Source organism: Nocardioides sp. YR527, from assembly GCF_900101045.1.
Taxonomy (GTDB): Bacteria; Actinomycetota; Actinomycetes; order Propionibacteriales; family Nocardioidaceae; genus Nocardioides.
The window spans coordinates 263,852-281,532 of record NZ_FNFN01000007.1 but is presented as its reverse complement, the minus strand read 5'-3'; the positions used below and the strand labels follow the sequence as shown (position 1 = coordinate 281,532).

Here is a 17,681-nt window from a genome sequence, read left to right as displayed (position 1 = left end):
GGCTCAGGTCTTCGTGTGGAGGACGGAGTAGAGGCTGAAGTCGACGTTGCGGCGCCCGGTATGGGTGATCGTGACGCTCACCGTCTCGTCGCCACGCTTCAGCGAGATCGCGGGTGTGTTCTCGACCGACGTCGCCGTGACCTCCTTGAAGCCGTGCTGCGCGAGACGGGTCCTGAAGTGACGCAGTACGTCGCAGGGTCGCCGGCAGGTCGCGGTCAGCGCCACCTGGAGCGCGCCCTTGGTGGGCGAGACGCTGGAGACGGCGACCGTGGTCTTCGACGGCGGTTCGAGTGCCGTCGGGTAGCCGGCCACCAGGGCGCTCTTGCGGACCGCCTGCTTGGGCAGCGGCTCCGAGATCAGCGCCGCCGTCTTCGTACGTGGCTTCTCGGTGAGGCCGGGCAGGCCCGACTCGCCCGACCCGCTCGGTGTCGAGGCCGCCTCCGGCAGCGCCTCGCTCGCGGGTTCGGGATCGGACTCCGACTTCCGCCCGGAACCGGACCCGGCGCTCGAGTCCGAGCTCGGATCGGCTCCCGGCGAGCCGGACCGGGACGACGAGGTCGAGCCGTTGCCGTCGGTGCCGGAGGAGGAGTCGTCGAAGCGTCCTGGCATCCAGAAGATCGCGACGCCGACGAGCACGCCGAGCAGCACGAGCATGAGGAGGCGCTTGAGGTTCACGAGACCAGTCGACGCGTAGCAGAGTCGAGTCGGGACCGATGGGTGGGTCGCGTACTCAATTTCAGGCAGCCTGTCGAGCGGCCCACCACCGGTCGAGGTGGGGCGTGCGACGTTGCCATGGCCGGGAACGGTCCCGGCCGAAGCATCCCGGGGGACGGGCCACGTTGAACACTGCCGACTTTCTTCTCGAGCACGCGCCCGAGGATTCGATCGCGCTCGCCGAAGCCGGTCGCGAGTACACCTTCGAAGAGCTGCGAGCCAGCGTTTCCGTGCTCATGGGACGGCTCTCCCACCTCGGACTGACCCCGGGTACGCCGGTCGGGATCCTGGCGCCCAACGGGCTGTTCTGGACCTCGGCCTATCTCGCCGCGCTCCGGATGGGGCTGGTCGTGGTGCCGTTGGCCGTCACGCTGCCGACCGAGGAGGTGGTGGCCCGGGCACGCTGGGTTGGTGCCGACGCGCTGCTGGTGGGCCGCGCCCAGGCCGCGGCGCTGAGGCTGAGCCTGCCCCGGAGCCTCCCGGTCGTGGTCGAGCGGAAGGAGCGGCTGGTCCCGAAGCAGCGATCGACGTCGGTCGAGCCGTCCGGCGGGGTCGAGGTCGACCCGGACCAGGATGCGCTCTACATGTTCACCTCCGGCACCACAGGCGACCCGCGCGCGGTGCGGATCACCCACCGCAACATCCAGGCGAACACGACCTCGATTCTCGACTACCTCGACATCACGTCCGAGGACCGGATGCTGGTCGTGCTGCCGTTCACCTACGTCTTCGGGCTCTCGCTCCTGCACACCCATCTGCGCGCCGGTGCCGCGATGATCATCCAGCCGACGTTCGTCTTCCCGCAGGCGGTGGTGGACCGGATGACCTCCGAGCGCTGCACGGGGTTCGCCGGGGTGCCGTCGACCTTCGGGACGCTGCTGCGCAACAGCACCTTCGGCACCACGGCCGTACCGACGCTGCGGACGATCCAGCAGGCCGGTGGCCGGCTGGCCCCGGCCCTGGTGGAGCAGTTGGCACGCGCGCAGCCGCAGGCGCGGGTCTTCGTGATGTACGGCGCGACCGAGGCCACCGCTCGGCTCTCCTATCTCCCGCCGGAGGAGCTCTCCCGGCGGCCCGGGTCGATCGGCCGGGGCATCCCGGGTGTGGACCTGCGGGTCCTCGACCGCGACGGAGTGCACGTCGCCCCGGGCGAGGTCGGCGAGATCTGGGCCAGCGGCGCGAACATCTCGCCCGGCTATCTCGACGACCCCGAGGCGACGGCACGCAAGATGCCGGGCGGGATGCTGCGTACGGGAGACCTGGCGAAGGTCGACGAGGACGGCTACATCTACGTGGTCGACCGGGTCGAGGACTTCATCAAGTCGCGGGAGCACCGGATCGCCAGCCAGGACGTCGAGTCCGTGGTGCTCGACCTGCCCGACATCGTCGCGGCGGCCGCGGTCGGGCTGCCGGATGACGACGCAGGGGAGCGGCTCGAGCTGGTGGTGGTTCGCCGGCGCGGGTCCGGCCTGCGGGTCGCCGACGTCATCGCGCACTGCCGCGAGCAGCTCTCGAAGCACATGGTCCCCGAGGTGGTCCGCATCGTCGACGCGCTGCCGTTCAACGCGAGCGGCAAGGTGATCAAGCAGGACGTACGCGCGATGTGCCTGAGGTTGGCCGAGGGACTGTCCGGTGCGGGGGACTGCATCGCCGGTGTCGACGACGACAGTGGCGGTGGCGTCAAGGTGAGCTGAGATGGCGGAACGGATCGAGTCGATCGCGTGGCCCAGCGACGACGAGCTGCGGGCAGTGGGTGAGACCAGGGTGCTCTTCGGGCACCAGTCGGTGGGAGCGGGCATCCTCGACGGGGTCGCCAGGGTGTACGCCGATGCCTCCGTGCCTGCACCGGTCATCGCGGACATCTCCTCCGGTGAGGGCGCCCGGGGCGGAACGCTCATGCATGCCTACCTCGGGGTCAACGGGGAGCCGCTGAGCAAGTTCGCGGCGTTCGCGGAGCTGCTGGACACCCCGGTGGCCGAAGGGATCGACGTGGCGCTGATGAAGCTCTGCTACGTCGACATCACCGCCTCCACCGACGTGCAAGCCGTCTTCGACGTCTACAGGTCCATGATGGCCGACGTGGAGGCGGCGCATCCCGACGTACGTTTCCTCTATACGACCGCGCCGCTGACGGCGGATCGCGGATGGAGGTCCAGGATCAGGGCGCTCCTGGCTGGTGACGACAGGACGGGGCCGGCCGACAACGTCGCCCGCGAGCGCTACAACGCGATGGTCAGGCAGAAGTACGCAGCCTCCGGCCGTCTCGTGGACATCGCCGCGATCGAGTCCGCCGGTACGGGGGAGCGCAGCCAGGACGGCCACACCTACTACGTGCTCAACCAGCACCTGACCTTCGACCGCGGTCACCTCAACGAGGCCGGCTCGGAGGCGGTCGCCGCCGAGCTGCTGAAGACGGTCGCGACCTACAGCCCGGTCGCCTGAGATGCTGACGAAGAGCGACGGGTCCACGATGAGCCTGCAGGGGGTCGGGATCGACATCGCCGACATCAGGCGCTTCGCGAAGCTCCTGGGGATGCGTGGATCCGGAGTCGCGGCGCGATGGTTCACCGACGCCGAGATCGCCCAGTGCATGGCCGCCGCGGCCCCGGCCACCGCCTTCGCGATGAGGTACGCCGCCAAGGAGGCCGTCTGGAAGGCGCTCGGTCCCGGCGAGTGGTCCGGGCCGCTGCCGTGGCGCGGGATCACCGTCATCGAGGATCCTCCGGGGTCGCTCGAGGTCACCCTCTCGGGCCCTGCGGCCGATCTGGCGGCTCTGGCCGGAGTCACGGTGGTGCGAGTCACCACCGTTCCCGGGCCGTGGATGGCCATCGCCACCGCCGTCGCCGAAGGTGCCGCGACGCGAGGCGACGATGCCTGACCTCCGGCTCGACCACATCGGCATCCAGGTCCGCGACCTGCTCCGTACCGCCGAGGCCTTCGAGCGGCTCTTCGGCTACCGCCGCGTCACCGACCCGGTCGTCAACACCCGCCACGGCGTCCGCGGGGTCTTCCTGGAGAAGCCGGGCTCTCTCCCGCTCAAGCTGATCACTCCGGTGACTCCTGGGCCGCATGCGTACGGGCTCCATCACCTCGCCTTCATGGCTCCTGATCTGGAATCGACTCTCGTCGAGCTCGGGGCCGCTGGGGCTCACACGCTCAGTCCGCCTCAGCCGGGGGAGATGTTCGACGACGAGCTCATCGCTTCTGTCCGGGCTGCTGGGATCAATGTCGAGCTGGTTGCTGGGGGTCGGTGGAGGGGGCGGATCTCTTGAGGTTTTTTGGGGTTGGGGTGGGCCGCCGACCCTTGCTTTGAGGGTGTTCTCGATCTGATCCGGCGTCAAGGACGCCCTGCGGGCGCCGGCTTCGCCGGCCGCCTTCGGCGGTCCTGGACTCCGGACCAGATCGAGAAAAGATTTGGCTGGCTATCGGGGCGGCGGCCCGGGTGTGGCGCAGCGGAATCCTGTTGGGATCAGTGGGGCTTGTAGGGGTGGAGGGGTGGCCCTTCGGGCCACTTACCATCCACAGAAACGAGGCCGTTCGCTCACCGCGAAACTTGCCTCTGACCTGCACCTATAGGTGGCTAGGTATCCCCTCGCGGGCGTAGACTCAGACCCATCACAACACACCTCTGAAGGGAGGGATCACGATGAGTCTCGAGCACGACGTCGACCACTGGGGCAGCCACCCCGGCGATGCGATCGACACCGCTCTTGCTGCCATCGAGTCCTCCCTCCACGACCTGCTCGCCAGCGACCCCGCCTATTGGCGGACCTCGACCAAGAAGGACCTGCTGGCCCGTCTGGAGACGATCCAGGCCCAGCAGGCCGCCCTGAGATTGCGGGTCCTGGCCTCGTCCGGTGACATCGCCGAAGAAGCCGGCGACAAGGATGCCTCGGCCTGGATGCGTGCCGAGCTCTTGGTCGACAAGGCCGTGGCCCGGGCGCAGATCAAACTCGCTACCAAGATCACCCAGTACGAGCTCGTCGCCGACGGTCTCGCGGCCGGTGTCGTCTCCCCGGACAAGGCCCGGGTGATCACCACGGCGTTGGACAAGATCGAGGCCGACCCGGTCGCCACCACCGAGGACCTGGCCCTGGCCGAGAAGCTGCTGGTCGACTACGCCACCCGGCTCACCGCGAACGAGTTGGCGATCGTCGGTCGGAAGATCCTGGCCGAGATCGACCCCGCCCGGTTCGAAGACGCCGAAGCCCAAGCCCTCCTCGCCGAGGAAGAACGCGCCCACCAGAAGACCGCACTCCGGGTCTGGGACAACCACCACGGCACCGTCGGGTTCGACGGGGTGCTTCCGACCTCGGTCGGGATGCGGTTCAAGCGGCTGGTCGAGGCCTACGCCCAGCCCCGCAAACAACAGCTTGTCGAGAAGGGCGCGGGACTGCCGCCCTGGGAACGGTTGATGGGCCAAGGGTTCTCCCGGCTGTTGGAGACCATCGACCCCGCCGCCCTGCCCCGCCACGGCGGCGATGCGACCACCGTGAACGTGGTGATCTCGCTCGAGGAGCTCCGCAAAGACCTCGGCACCGCGACCCTGGGCTACGACGAGACCAACGGCACCACCATCACCGCGGCTGAGGCGCGTCGGATGGCGTGCAACGCGACCATCATCCCGTGGGTGCTCGGCGGTAACGGTGAGGTTCTCGACGCAGGCCGGGCGAGCAGGTTCTTCCAGCCGATCCAGCGCAAGGCACTTCGACTGCAGGCCAAGTGCTGCCAAGCCGAAGGGTGTGACATGCCACCCGAATGGTGCGACGCCCACCACCTCGACCCCTGGGCCGCCGGCGGCAAGACCAACCTGAAGGACGGGGCGTTGCTCTGTCTCCACCATCACCGCCTGGCCCACACCCCGGCCTACACCCATGAACGCCTACCGGACGGCACCATCCGATTCACCCGCCGCCCCTAAACCACGTCGGCTAACGGCAACCCCATCAAGCCACGATCGTGGCACCGCTGATACCTGGCTTCGGCTCCAACCGAGGCCGCATCCCGCCGACCCGAGTCGGTGCGGCCGCCTCGTCAAGAGCGACTCTGGTCTGCGTGTCCTTCCGGGGCGGAAAGTACGCATGGGTGGCCCCTGGGGCTGAGCGCCCAGTCTCCGACTTGCCCTGCCCCATGCACTCAGCCGACGCGGTCGCTTCGGCCAGCACTCCAGCCGACCCGGTCGCCCCGGTCGTCCGGGTCGGCACATCCGAGTTGTCCCGTTCGCTGGCCGGCGGGTCGCTGCTGGCGGGGTCGCCCTGGTTGGTGCATCTGGGTTGTTGCGTTCGCTGGCCGGCGGGTCGCTGCTGGCGGGGTCGCCCTGGTTGGTGCATCTGGGTTGTTGCGTTCGCCGGTCAGCAGGTCGCTGCTGGCGCGGTTGCCCTGGGTGGCCAACATGGTCGACGTGGATGCGCCGTCAAGCGCGCCACGGTCTGTGAGACTCACTCAGGTCGGAACGTGCGAATCATGACGACTCCTCAGGGGAACAGGTCTCTGCGTCGGCGCGACTACCCGGCCGATGTGCTCGGGTCGCGTGACACTTTCGGTAGGAACCTGCGCACCGCCAGATGCTCGCGGGTGCGGCCGCCTTGGTGCCCTAACTCCGCGACCCTGGTGCCCTTGATCTGACGCATCGCCGAGGGCCGAGGGCGAACGCATCGCCGGCGCGCACCTTCCTGCCCGGCCAGCGAACTACTGTCCCGGTCCTCACGGGATCGTGGGCAGTGGAGGGTTGTGAAGCCCTTCGTCGTGCGGCGACGCGAGCTGCCCCAACCACCGGCGCCAGAGCCCGACCTTGTGAATGGTTCACAAGGTCGGATCCTCTGTCCTAGCCGCGCACGAAGCGCGAGCGGACCTGAGAGACGTCAGCGACCACGGCTCCCAAGCCCCTACCCAGCCAAAGGCTTCCGCGCCAGACCCTGCCGCCGACCCGATAGCCAGCCAAAATTCTCGACGGAGCCCGGTGTCAAGGATCGCCGAAGGCGACCGGCGAAGCCGGCGGCCGCAGGCCGTCCTTTACTCCGGGGTTCGGCGAGAACACCCTCAGTAACGGGTCGGCGGCCGATCCCTGACAACCGCCTTCAGTCCTCCGTAGGACCCTGCCGACGCCCACGCCTGATCTCGGTGTCGAGCGCATCGAGGTGCTGGGTCCAGAAGCGGCGGAAGGGGCTGAGCCAGGCGTCGACCTCGGCCATGGGGCCGGTGTCGAGGGAGTAGATGCGGCGGGTGCCGTCGGGGCGTACGTTGGCGAAGCCGTGTTCGCGCAGGACCTTGAGCTGCATCGAGACGGCGGGTTGGCGGATGCCGAACTCGGCCGAGATGGTCTCGACGATCTCGCCCGAGGTGAGGTCGTCGTCGGAGAGGAGCTCGAGGATGCGGCGGCGTACGGGGTCGCCGAGGACGTCGAAGGCGTGCAAGTGGCTAGTCCGGCATCGCGGTGTAGGCGGCCACGCAGCGCTCGCCGGCGGCGCGGGCCTGGTCGGGGGAGGTGCCGAAGGCGATGTCGGCCTCGACCCAGGCGGCGGCGGAGCCCTGGGTGTGCTCGATCATCGCGGGCAGCGCGTCGGGGGACATCGGGTCCATCTTCTCGGCCTCTGGGGCGGAGAGGTGGAGGGCGAGGCCGAGCAGCATCTGCTCCCAGCCGATGCCGACGGCGCTGGGGCCGAACTCCTTCCACTGCTCCGGGGGGACGGGGGCGGAGTGCTCGAGGCGGAGCAGCGTGCGGCCGCCGGCGGCGGTCAGGGTCGCGTCGACCCAGGACATCATGTCGCCGTAGGCCCAGGTGATCGAGAGCAGCTTCGGGCGGTCGCAGGCGAGGATCTCGCCGCCGGCGTTGCCCTCGAGCTGGTAGCGGCCGCCGACCTCGAAGTCGCCGGTGACCGGCATCAGCCAGCGCGGGATGCGCTCCTTGGCGGTCAGCGCGTCCCAGACCTCGTCCGGGTCGGCGTCGTAGCTGCGCTCGACGACGAGCACGCGCAGCTCCTCGCCCCCGCGGGTCGTGGTGGTCAGGGCGCGGTTCACGGCACCGAGGTGGTCGGCAGGAATGAAGGGTGGTGTGTTCATGCCTGCCGACATTATATCAAGAACTCTTGATATTCAACGGAACCTCGTCGACGAGCACCGGGGCGGCGTGGAAGTAGGCGGTGGTACGCCGCTTCTGCTCGATGTCGCGGTAGACACGCTCGACCTGCTCGACGGTGAGGCCGGTGGCCTCGGCGACCTCGATGGTCGGCACTCCGTGGTTGAGCCCGTAGAGACACAGGTCCATCCGCTGGTAGGGCAGCGAGAAGTAGAACTCCTCCTGCGACTGCTCCAAGGAGTAGGTGTCGGTGGTCGAGGGACGGGCCTGGATCTCCTCGGGCACACCGAGGTGGGCGGCCATCGCGTAGACCTGCGACTTGTAGAGATGCGCGATCGGCTTCACGTCGGCGGCGCCGTCGCCGAGCTTCACGAAGAAGCCCTGGTCGTACTCGAGTCGGTTCGGGGTGCCGGCGACGGCGTAGTTGAGCCGGTCGGCGTGGAAGTACTCCAGCGCCTTGCGGGCACGCTGCTTGAAGTTGGTGGCCGCGACGATCTCCAGGTAGGCCTCGGTCGTCAGCCGGTGGGTGCTCTGGACGCCGGACGGGTCCTCGACGACGACCGAGAAGAGCCGGAACGCGTCGGAGTCGACCACGCTGGGCAGTACGATCTTCGACTTCCACCCCGGCCCGTACGCCGGCACGACCCGCCGGATCGCGTCGTCCCGCCGCTGGTAGGCGCCGAGGCCGACCAGGACCGGGGAGATGTCCTCGAGCACCGAGTCGATCCCCAGGGCATCGGTCAGCTTCGTGCTGAACCCGATCGTGTCGTCGGAGGACTCCTGCTCGGGCATGTGCAGGGCGAAGACCCGCTCCGGGCCGAGCGCCTTGACCGCCAGCGCGGCGACCACGCTGGAGTCGATCCCGCCGGAGACGCCGAGCACGATGCCCTTGCGCTTGTTGGCCACCAGGTAGCGGCGGATCGACTCGCCGATCCGGGTCGCCTCCGCCTCCTCGTCGAAGCGGAGCGTCTCCAGTCCGTACGCTGCGTTCTGGCTTGTCATGGCTGTTCTGTTCATGGCTGGGCCGGGTTCCTTCCGGTGGGCTCGAGAGTGCGTTCGAAGACGGTCAGCGGCTCGGGTGGTACGGCCGCCCCGGTGACCGGCCCCGCGAGCAGCTCGCTGTGCAGCAGCTGGGTGGACAGGACGGCGACCAGCCGCATGTTGTCGGTGTTGCCGAGACGGCGCCCGCCCGTCCGCCGGGCCTTCTCCAGCAACCGCTGGACGAGCTCCGGCCGGAAGATCCCGGCGGCCTCCAGCGCGGAGCCGGAAATGACGTCGAAGACCCAGTCCGGGGTGCCGCCGGCGAAGAAGGCCGCGGCGTCAGGCGCCCGATAGGGCTGCTTGGGGCGCCGCAGGATCTCCTCGGGCACCAGGTCGGCGAAGGCGACCTTCAGCAGGTGCTTCTCGTCCATCCCATGGATCTTGTGGTCGGCCGGGACCTGGGAGGCGAGCTCGGCGACGTGTGGGTCGAGGAACGGGAACCGGCCCTCGACCGAGTTGCCCATCAGCATCCGGTCGCCCTGGGAGGCCAGGATGTAGCCCGGCAGCAGGGTCGTCATCTCCAGCCACTGTGCCCTCGACAGCGGGTCCCAGCCCGCCTGCTCGGCGGGCATCGCGGCGAGGACGTCGTCGGCCGGGACCCGATCGCCGGCCCGACGGACCTCGGCGGTCAGCATCGAGCGCAGCACGGCCGTCGCATCCCAGCGGGGTCGATGCGAGATCGCCGGGTCGCCGGCGACGAGGTTGCGGCCGAAGAAGCTCTTGGCGAAGGCGGGGGCCTGGTGCGGAGATCGCTTCATCCACGGGTAGAGCTGCTCCACGGCTGCCTCGGCGGCGGCCGGGTCGCGAGTCCACAGCTCCCGGATCCGCCCCTCGCGGAAGATGTCGTACCCGCCGAGCACCTCGTCGCTGCCCTCACCGGTCACCACCACCTTGAAGCCCGACTCGCGCACGAGGCGGGAGAGCAGGAACATCGGCGCGGGGCCGGTACGCAGCAGCGGACTCTCGGCGTGACGTACGACCTCGGGGAAGACATCGGCGATATCGCGCTCGCGGACCACGACATCTTGATGAACCGTGCCCAGCTGCTTGGCCATGAGGGTCTGGTAGCTGCCTTCGTCGAACTCGTCGTCGGCGAAACGCAGCGAGAACGTGTGCAGCGGAACGTCCGTGAAACCTGCGATCGCGCCCGCGGTGACCGCGGAGTCGATCCCGCCGGAGAGGTACGCGGCCACAGGCACGTCGCTGCGCTCGAAGCGCAGCCTGGTGGCGGCCACCAGCCGCTCCCGCAGTTCCTCGGCGTTGCCCCTCAGGTCGGTGCGCTGCTCGCTGCCGCGGGCGGGGAAGGTCGGGGCCCAGTAGCGAACGCAGTCGGTCGCGACCCCGTCCCGAAAGGTCAGGTAGCTGCCGGGCGGCACCTGCTCGATCCCGCGAAAGACCGTCTGCGGTGCGACCGTGGACCACAGCGTCAGCACCTGGTCGATCCCGGCCGGGTCGAGCTCGCGCGGCACGTCCGGATCGGCGAAGAGCGCCTTCACCTCCGAGGCGAACAGCAGCCTTCCCCCGGACCGCGTGTAGTAGAGGGGGCGTACGCCGAACCGGTCCCGGGACAGCACCAGGTCACCGGTGCGCCGGTCCCAGATCGCCAGCGCCCACTGGCCGTTGAACCGGTCGAAGCAGCCCGGTCCCCACTCCTCCCAGGCGTGCACGATCACCTCGGTGTCGCTACGGGTGCGGAAGCGGTGACCTCGGGCACGGAGGTCGGCGGCGAGCTCGACATGGTTGAAGATCTCGCCGTTGAAGGTGACCCAGACCTGTTCGTCCTCGCCGCACATCGGCTGTATGCCGCCGACCGTGTCGACGATCGCCAGCCGGGTGTGGCCGAGGGCGACCCGCTCGTCGCGGTAGTAGCCGCTTCCGTCGGGTCCGCGGTGCGCCAGGGCAGCCAGCATCCGGCGGACGAGGCCGGGGTCAGGCGCCTCGGCGGCGGAGTGGACTCCGCAGATTCCGCACATGGCTCTCCTCGGTAGATGTCTGCGCGTCTGAGCGCCAAGGCTTGTCGGCGGATGCGGGAGAGCGGGCTCCTACCGAGGCGTTTATCACCCAATGTCGGCATGTTTCGTGCCGGTCGGGGCGCTGGGCCGACGCCGCCTGCCAGAACAGTGGGCGTGAATGGACGTGGCCGGCCGGTCCGGCACCACGAAGGTGACCAGGGAGAGAGCAGAAGATGTCAGACGTACAGCGAACGATCGAGGCGTTCATCCTCGACAGCCTCCTGCTGGGCGACGAGGAGCGGCTGCCGGCACCGACGGACTCGCTGGTGGAGTCCGGGGTGATCGACTCGACCGGGATCCTGGAGCTGATCGAGTTCCTCGAGGAGGAGTTCCAGATCACGGTCACCGAGGCCGAGACCGTGCCGGCGAACCTCGACGGTGTCGCCAACCTGGTGGCCTACGTGGCCGAGAAGACGACGGCGGACCGCCTTGCTGGTTAGGCCTGATCCTGTAGGTCGGGGAGACGGCGACTTCGCCGTCGACCTGGCCAAGATGTACACGATCAACCTCGGCAGCAGGCACCCGTCCCTGCTCGCCAAGGTCCGGTTCTGGCTGACCGACTACGAGCTCCACTGCGTGGCCTGCTACCGCTTCGGGCACTGGGTCGGGGGGCTCCGCGAGCGGCGCCCGGTGCTGGGAGTGCTCGGCCTGGGCGTCTTCTGGTTCTGGAACCGGCACAACATGCGGATCCATCACACCGAGATCGGCCGCCGCGCCGACATCGGCCCCGGGCTGCTGGTCATGCACCGCTCCGGGATCATGATCGGGCCGGTGGTGATCGGCAGCAACTGCGTGCTCCACCACAACGTCACCATCGGACAGCGGATCGCGGCCGGTGACCACGGCGTACCGGCCATCGGGGACGACGTCTGGATCGGCCCGGGTGCGGTGATCTCCGGTGCGATCACGGTCGGGGACGGCTGCACCATCTCCGCCGGGACGGTGCTGTCCAAGGACGTGCCGCCGCGCAGCCTCGTCGGAGGAAACCCCGGCCGGGTGATCGCCCGGGACTACGACAACGCCAACATGATCAACTTCGTCGTTCCCGGCCGGCCCGCGGAGCAGCCGTCACCGATATTGGGTGATGAGTGAGCCCGGCCGATCGGGGGCTGCTCGAGGGCGGCGATGCTCCGGGGCATGGAGCGTTCCCCGACAGCAGCGAGCGTCGTCGTGCCTGCGCACGACGAGTCGGCTGGACTGCGTGGAAACCTGGCCGCGCTGCTCGAAGGTGTCCCGACGGGCACCTTCGACGTGGTGGTGGTCTGCAACGGCTGCACCGACGACACCGTCACGGTGGCGCGGTCAGTCCCGGGCGTACGTGTCCTCGAGACCTCGTCCGCCTCGAAAGCGCTCGCCGTCGAGCTGGGCAACGCGGCCACCTCGGTGTTCCCTCGGATCCATCTCGATGCGGACGTACGCCTTCCCGGTCCCGACGCGCTGCGCCTGGTCGCTGCCGTGGCGGAGCCGGGGGTGCACGCCGCCGGGCCGTCCCGTGAGGTTCCGGCGGGTTCCTCGTCGTGGCCGGTGCGGGCCTACTACCGGGTGTGGGAGAGCCTCCCGAACGTACGCAACGGCCTGTTCGGTCGCGGCGCGTTCTGTCTCTCCGCCGAGGGCCAGGCCCGGGTGGACGCCCAGGTGCGGCTCATGAACGACGACCTGGTGGTCTCCGAGGCGTTCGCGCCGCAGGAGCGCCGGATCGTCGCGAACGCCGTGGTGGTGGTGCAGCCGCCGCGTACGGTCGCCGACCTGGTCCGTCGCCGGACCCGGGTGGCGACCGGCAACAACCAGGCGGACCAGCATGCGGCCCGCCACGCATCGACATCCGTCTCGGACCTCATCAAGCTCGGGCTGCGTCAGCCGTCGGTCGGCCTCCGGGTGCCGGTCTTCCTGACGATCACCGTCATCGCGCGCCGGCTCTCCCGCAGAGCCGTCCGCGCCGGCGACTACACGACCTGGCTACGTGACGAGAGCTCGCGAGCCTGAATCCCTGAAGGAGCACGAAGCACATGCTGCATCCCAGATCCGGGGGCCGCAGGCTCTTGGCCGTGTTTCTCGGAGCCGTCCTGATCCTCACCGGTCTCACGGCCACCACCGCGACGACTGCCCAGGCCGCCGGCGACCCCTGTGGTCCCGGTGGCAACAAGATCGCCTGTGAGAACTCCAAACCGGGCTCGCCGCCGAGCGAGTGGGACATCGACGGCGCGGGGGCTGACTCCATTCAGGGATTCGCCACGGACATCAGTGTCAATGTCGGCAACCCGATCGACTTCAAGGTCGACACCGACGCCAGGGCGTACACGATCACGATCTACCGCACCGGGTGGTACGGAGGCGACGGTGCCCGGCGGATCACCTCGGTCACGCCGTCCGCGTCCCTGCCGCAGACCCAGCCGAACTGCATGCGCGAGTCCGCCACGGAGATGGTCGACTGCGGCAACTGGGGGATCTCCGCCACCTGGCAGGTGCCCGCCGACGCGGTCTCGGGTGTCTACGTCGCGCTGCTCCACCGCGCCGACACGAACGAAGCCAGCCACATCACCTTCATCGTCCGCGACGACGCCAGCCGCTCGGATGTGGTCTTCCAGACCTCGGACACCACCTGGCAGGCGTACAACCTCTACGGCGGGTCGAGCTTCTACCAGGGTGGGGCGAACGGGCGGGCGTACAAGCTCAGCTACAACCGGCCCTTCGTGACCCGGCACAGCCCGGCGCGGGACTTCTACTTCGCCAACGAGTTCCCGCTGGTGAGGTTCCTGGAGCGGAACGGGTACGACGTCAGCTACATCGCCGGGGTCGACACCGACCGCCGCGGCGGGCTGCTCACCAACCACAAGACCTTCCTCTCCGTCGGCCATGACGAGTACTGGAGCGGCGCCCAGCGGGCCAACGTCGAGGCCGCTCGTGATGCCGGGGTGAACCTGCAGTTCCTCAGCGGGAACGAGGTCTACTGGCGCACCCGCTACGAGTCCTCGCAGCTGGGTGAGTCCGGGAAGCGGTCCTACCGCACGCTGGTCACCTACAAGGAGGCCTGGGGCGCCTCGGACCCCGCCGATGAGTCCACCTCGACCTGGCGAGACCCGCGCTACGCGCCGAAGAGCCAGGGCGGCGGGCTGCCGGAGAACGCCCTGACCGGCACCATCTTCATGTCCAACAACACCAACCTGCCGCTGACCGTCACCCGGGAGCAGGGCAAGCAGCGGCTCTGGCGCGACACCGGCCTGAACCAGATGAGCGGTGCCACCACGGCGCTGGCTCCGCACACGGTGGGCTACGAGTCCGACGAGGCCCAGGACAACGGGTTCCGTCCGCCCGGCCTGATCCGGGCCTCGGAGACGACCGGGTTCATCGAGGGCCAGTACATGCACGACTTCGGCAGCAGCGTCGGGGACGGGACGACCACCCACTCGATCACGCTCTACCGCGCTCAGAGCGGCGCGCTGGTCTTCGGGGCCGGCACCGTGCAGTGGACCTGGGGCCTGGACGCGACCCACGACAGTCCCTACAACGACGACGCGACCAGCCCGGCGATGCAACAGGCGCAGATCAACCTGCTCGCCGACATGGGCGCCCAACCGACCACGCTCATGGCCGGCATGCAGGCGGTCACGGCCTCGACCGACACCACTGGTCCGACGGTCTCGATCAGTACGCCCGCGGCGGGATCGACCCAGGCCAACGGGTCCAAGGTGACCCTGACCGGCACCGCGACCGACACCGGCGGAGTCGTGGCCGGCGTGGAGTACTCCACCGACGGCGGCACCAGCTGGCACCCCGGCAAGGGCACCTCGGCGTGGACGGTGGAATACATCCAGCCCGGCGTCGGCAACACCTCGGTCAGGGTCCGGGCGGTCGACGACAGCGCCAACATCGGCGCGACGGCAACCCGTACGTTCAACGTCTCCTGCGGCTGCAGCATCTTCGGTGAGACCGCGATCCCGACCACCTGGACAGCCGTGACCGGCCCGGCGACACCCTCGGCCGACGACCCCAGCGCTGCCGAGCTCGGCCTGCGTTTCACCCCTCTCTCCGACGGGTACGCGGCCGGCGTGCGCTTCTACAAGGGCGCGGGGAACACCGGCACCCACACCGGCTCGCTGTGGAGCACCAGCGGCGAGCGGCTCGCCCAGGTCACCTTCAGCGGGGAGACCTCGGGCGGCTGGCAACAGGCACTGTTCACCAGCCCGGTGGCGCTGAGTGCGGGCACGACGTACATCGTCTCCTACACCGCTCCCAACGGGCGCTACGCCGTGCAGCCGTGGGCCTTCGCCGCGAAGGGGATGGAGGCGTACCCGCTCGAGATCGCGGGTGGCTACGGGGCTCAGCCTGCGGGCGTCTACGCCAACCCCGGGACCTTCCCGGCCAACTCGCACCAGAACTCCAACTACTACGTCGACGTGGTCTTCACGACCACGGACGACTCGCCGCTCTCCGCGATCAGCCCATGGCCGTTGGCGGACTCGTCCTCGGTCCCGCGGTCGACGACCATCAGCGCCCGCTTCTCCAAGCCGGTGGTGGCCTCCTCGGTCCAGGTCTCGGTCAAGGACGCCGTGGGAGCGACGGTGCCCGGTTCGACCAGCTATGACGCCACCACCAGGACGGTCACGTTCACGCCCTCGAACACGCTCGCCGGCTTCGTGAAGCACACCGTCACGCTCGCGGCCACCGACACCCAGGGGACCCCGCTCACCGGCGGCAAGACCTGGTCGTTCACGACCGCGAAACCGCCGGCGACACCAGGAGTGTGCCCGTGCTCGATCTACAACGACGATGACGTGCCGACCATCCTGGAGGACTCCGAGCGGGCCTCGCTCACCCTGGGTGTGCGGTTCCGCCCGACTGTCACCGGAACCGTCACAGGTGTCCGGTTCTACAAGGGGGTGAACAACACCGGGTCGCACACGGGCACACTGTGGTCGAGCAGCGGTCAGGCGTTGGCCCAGGGCACCTTCACCGGGGAGAGCACCTCCGGCTGGCAGACGCTCACCTTCACCCAGCCGGTCGCGGTCCAGGCGGGGGTGGACTACGTCGCCTCGTACCACACCAACGGGTCCTACTCGGCGACGCCGAACGCCTTCGCCGCCTCGGACCTCTCCAAGGGGCCGATCTCGGTCAGCTCGACTGCCGGGGCCTATACCTATGGCGAAGGATTCCCGGGCAACTCCTCGGCCTCCAGCTACATGGTGGACCTGGTCTTCCAGAAGGGGGCGCCGACGCTGACGGTGACGGCACAGAGCCCGGCTCCGGGTGCGGTCTCGGTGCCGCGCGGCACCAACATCACGGTCGGTTTCTCGAGCGCGATCACCTCCGGCTACCAGATGAACGTCTCGGGCCCGAGCGGGCCGATCGCGGGGACGTCGTCGCTGAACCAGGCCGGCAACGAGATCACCTTCGATCCCACCGATCTGCTCCCCTCCGATGCGAACGTCTCGGTCAGCCTGACCGGGGTGACCTCTGTCGAGGGGGCCACGCTGGCTCCACAGAGCTGGACGTTCCGCACCCGGGCCCAGTCGGCGACCAGCCAGTCGCTCTTCGGTGCCCAGGTGCCGCAGCAGCTGGCTGTGAGCGATGCGTCCCCGGTGGAGGTGGGCACCGCCTTCACCTCCGCACGGGACGGCCAGGTGACCGCGATCCGGTTCTACAAGGGGACGGGCAACAACGGCACCCATGTCGGGTCGCTGTGGTCCGACTCCGGCACCCGGCTGGCCTCGGTCACCTTCGTCGGCGAGACCGCCTCGGGCTGGCAGGAGGCGACGCTCTCCAACCCGGTCCCGGTGACGGCGGGGGCGACGTACGTCGTCTCCTATCTCGCTCCGCAGGGTCACTACTCGGGCACCCCCGGGTTCTTCAACACTGCCTGGACCTCGGGTGACCTGACCGCGCCGGCGACCAACAACGGCCGCTATCTCTACGGTGCCGCGGGTGGGTTCCCCACGTTCAGCTATGGCGCGACGAACTACTTCGTCGACGTCGTCTTCGAACGGGCAGCAGCGACGATGAGCGTCACCGGGCGTGATCCGAGCCCGGGCGCGACCGGCGTGGACACCGGGGTCGATCCTTCGATCACGTTCTCGGCGCCGGTGGCGAACGGCTGGAGCATGTCGGCCACCGCCAACGGGTCCTCGGTGGCTGGTTCGGCGGCGCTGAGCAGCGACGGACGTACGCTGCAGTTCACGCCGTCGGCCGCGCTGCCGGCCGGGGCGACGGTGTCGGTGAGCGCCTCGGGAGTGGTCTCGACCGACGGGGTGAGCCTGCCGACGCAGACATGGTCGTTCACGACGGCCGCGGCCGTCGTGAACGAGGTCTCGCTGTTCACCGGGGTCACGCCACAGACGGCGGCGACCTTCGACCTGATGCCGATCGAGGTCGGCACCGCCTTCTCGACCTCGGTGGCGGGCTCGGTGACCGCGATCCGGTTCTACAAGGGCACCGGCAACTCCGGCACCCACACCGGCTCGCTGTGGAACTCCGCGGGCACCCGGATCGCCCAGGTGACCTTCACCAACGAGACCGCGACCGGCTGGCAGACCGCCACGTTGCCGACGCCGGTCGCGCTCACGCCGGGGGCGACGTACGTCGTGTCCTACTACGCCCCGAACGGGCGCTACGCATCTACGCCCGCCGCCCTCACACAGTCGCGGACGGTCGGCCCACTGACGGCACCGGGCGGAGCCAACGGAAGGTATCGGTACGGGACCGGAGGGGGGCTCCCGAACCGATCCTGGAACTCCACGAACTACTTCGTGGACGTGAGGTTCCGCCCGGCGTCACCATAAGCCGGGGGAGACGGTCCCTAATTGGGGGGATAGGTGGGGCGAGGCTCTTCGGAGCCTCGCCCCTCG

At 69.2% G+C, this 17,681-nt stretch carries 14 protein-coding genes; 9 read left to right on the top strand and 5 right to left on the bottom strand.

Annotated features, from left to right (window positions below):
* Nucleotides 1-3: 3 nt before the first annotated feature.
* On the bottom strand, nt 4-675 hold the full coding sequence (locus BLT25_RS22350; RefSeq protein WP_091050706.1) for a hypothetical protein: 672 nt from the start codon (nt 673-675) through the stop codon (nt 4-6).
* 164 nt (nt 676-839) lie between these two features.
* Between BLT25_RS22350 and BLT25_RS22345 the strand changes: the two genes are divergently transcribed.
* From BLT25_RS22345 to BLT25_RS22325, 5 genes are all read left to right on the top strand, one after another.
* Entirely contained in the window at nt 840-2,408 is a 1,569-nt protein-coding gene (locus BLT25_RS22345; protein ID WP_091050703.1) for a class I adenylate-forming enzyme family protein, read from the top strand.
* Nucleotide 2,409: 1 nt separating this feature from the next.
* Entirely contained in the window at nt 2,410-3,156 is a 747-nt protein-coding gene (locus tag BLT25_RS22340; protein ID WP_091050701.1) for a hypothetical protein, read from the top strand.
* Nucleotide 3,157: 1 nt separating this feature from the next.
* Nucleotides 3,158-3,592, top strand: coding sequence for a holo-ACP synthase (locus BLT25_RS22335; RefSeq protein ID WP_091050699.1), 435 nt, complete (start codon nt 3,158-3,160; stop codon nt 3,590-3,592).
* Nucleotides 3,585-3,986 carry a VOC family protein gene (locus tag BLT25_RS22330; RefSeq protein ID WP_143033828.1) on the top strand — a complete coding sequence of 134 codons (402 nt, stop codon included), beginning with the start codon at nt 3,585-3,587 and terminating at the stop codon, nt 3,984-3,986. Before BLT25_RS22335 ends, BLT25_RS22330 begins: the two co-directional genes overlap by 8 nt.
* Before the next feature lie 374 nt (nt 3,987-4,360).
* Nucleotides 4,361-5,635 carry an HNH endonuclease signature motif containing protein gene (locus BLT25_RS22325; protein ID WP_091050694.1) on the top strand — a complete coding sequence of 425 codons (1,275 nt, stop codon included), beginning with the start codon at nt 4,361-4,363 and terminating at the stop codon, nt 5,633-5,635.
* Nucleotides 5,636-6,791: 1,156 nt separating this feature from the next.
* Here BLT25_RS22325 and BLT25_RS22320 read toward each other — a convergent pair.
* From BLT25_RS22320 to asnB, 4 genes are read right to left on the bottom strand one after another with little or no spacing between them, the layout of a single operon-like run.
* On the bottom strand, nt 6,792-7,127 hold the full coding sequence (locus BLT25_RS22320; RefSeq protein ID WP_091050691.1) for an ArsR/SmtB family transcription factor: 336 nt from the start codon (nt 7,125-7,127) through the stop codon (nt 6,792-6,794).
* 4 nt (nt 7,128-7,131) lie between these two features.
* Nucleotides 7,132-7,773: an SRPBCC family protein gene (locus BLT25_RS22315; RefSeq protein ID WP_091050689.1), complete on the bottom strand. Its 642-nt coding sequence runs from the start codon at nt 7,771-7,773 to the stop codon at nt 7,132-7,134.
* A 16-nt stretch (nt 7,774-7,789) separates the two neighbouring features.
* Nucleotides 7,790-8,791, bottom strand: coding sequence for an NAD(+) synthase (gene nadE / locus BLT25_RS22310; RefSeq protein WP_176884171.1), 1,002 nt, complete (start codon nt 8,789-8,791; stop codon nt 7,790-7,792).
* A gap of 11 nt (nt 8,792-8,802) precedes the next feature.
* Complete coding sequence (gene asnB / locus BLT25_RS22305) at nt 8,803-10,803, bottom strand: asparagine synthase (glutamine-hydrolyzing) (protein ID WP_091050685.1); 2,001 nt, start codon at nt 10,801-10,803, stop codon at nt 8,803-8,805.
* Between the two features lie 212 nt (nt 10,804-11,015).
* Between asnB and BLT25_RS22300 the strand changes: the two genes are divergently transcribed.
* The 4 genes from BLT25_RS22300 to BLT25_RS22285 all read left to right on the top strand — a co-directional run bounded on the left by BLT25_RS22300 (nt 11,016) and on the right by BLT25_RS22285 (nt 17,615).
* Complete coding sequence (locus BLT25_RS22300) at nt 11,016-11,282, top strand: phosphopantetheine-binding protein (protein WP_091050683.1); 267 nt, start codon at nt 11,016-11,018, stop codon at nt 11,280-11,282.
* A 52-nt stretch (nt 11,283-11,334) separates the two neighbouring features.
* The gene (locus tag BLT25_RS22295; RefSeq protein WP_091050680.1) at nt 11,335-11,934 is read left to right on the top strand and encodes a serine O-acetyltransferase; all 600 of its coding nucleotides are present in this window, start codon (nt 11,335-11,337) and stop codon (nt 11,932-11,934) included.
* A 45-nt stretch (nt 11,935-11,979) separates the two neighbouring features.
* Nucleotides 11,980-12,825, top strand: a complete 846-nt coding sequence (locus tag BLT25_RS22290) for a glycosyltransferase family 2 protein (RefSeq protein ID WP_176884168.1) — start codon at nt 11,980-11,982, stop codon at nt 12,823-12,825.
* A gap of 62 nt (nt 12,826-12,887) precedes the next feature.
* Entirely contained in the window at nt 12,888-17,615 is a 4,728-nt protein-coding gene (locus BLT25_RS22285) for a DUF4082 domain-containing protein (protein WP_256328733.1), read from the top strand.
* Nucleotides 17,616-17,681: the final 66 nt, after the last annotated feature.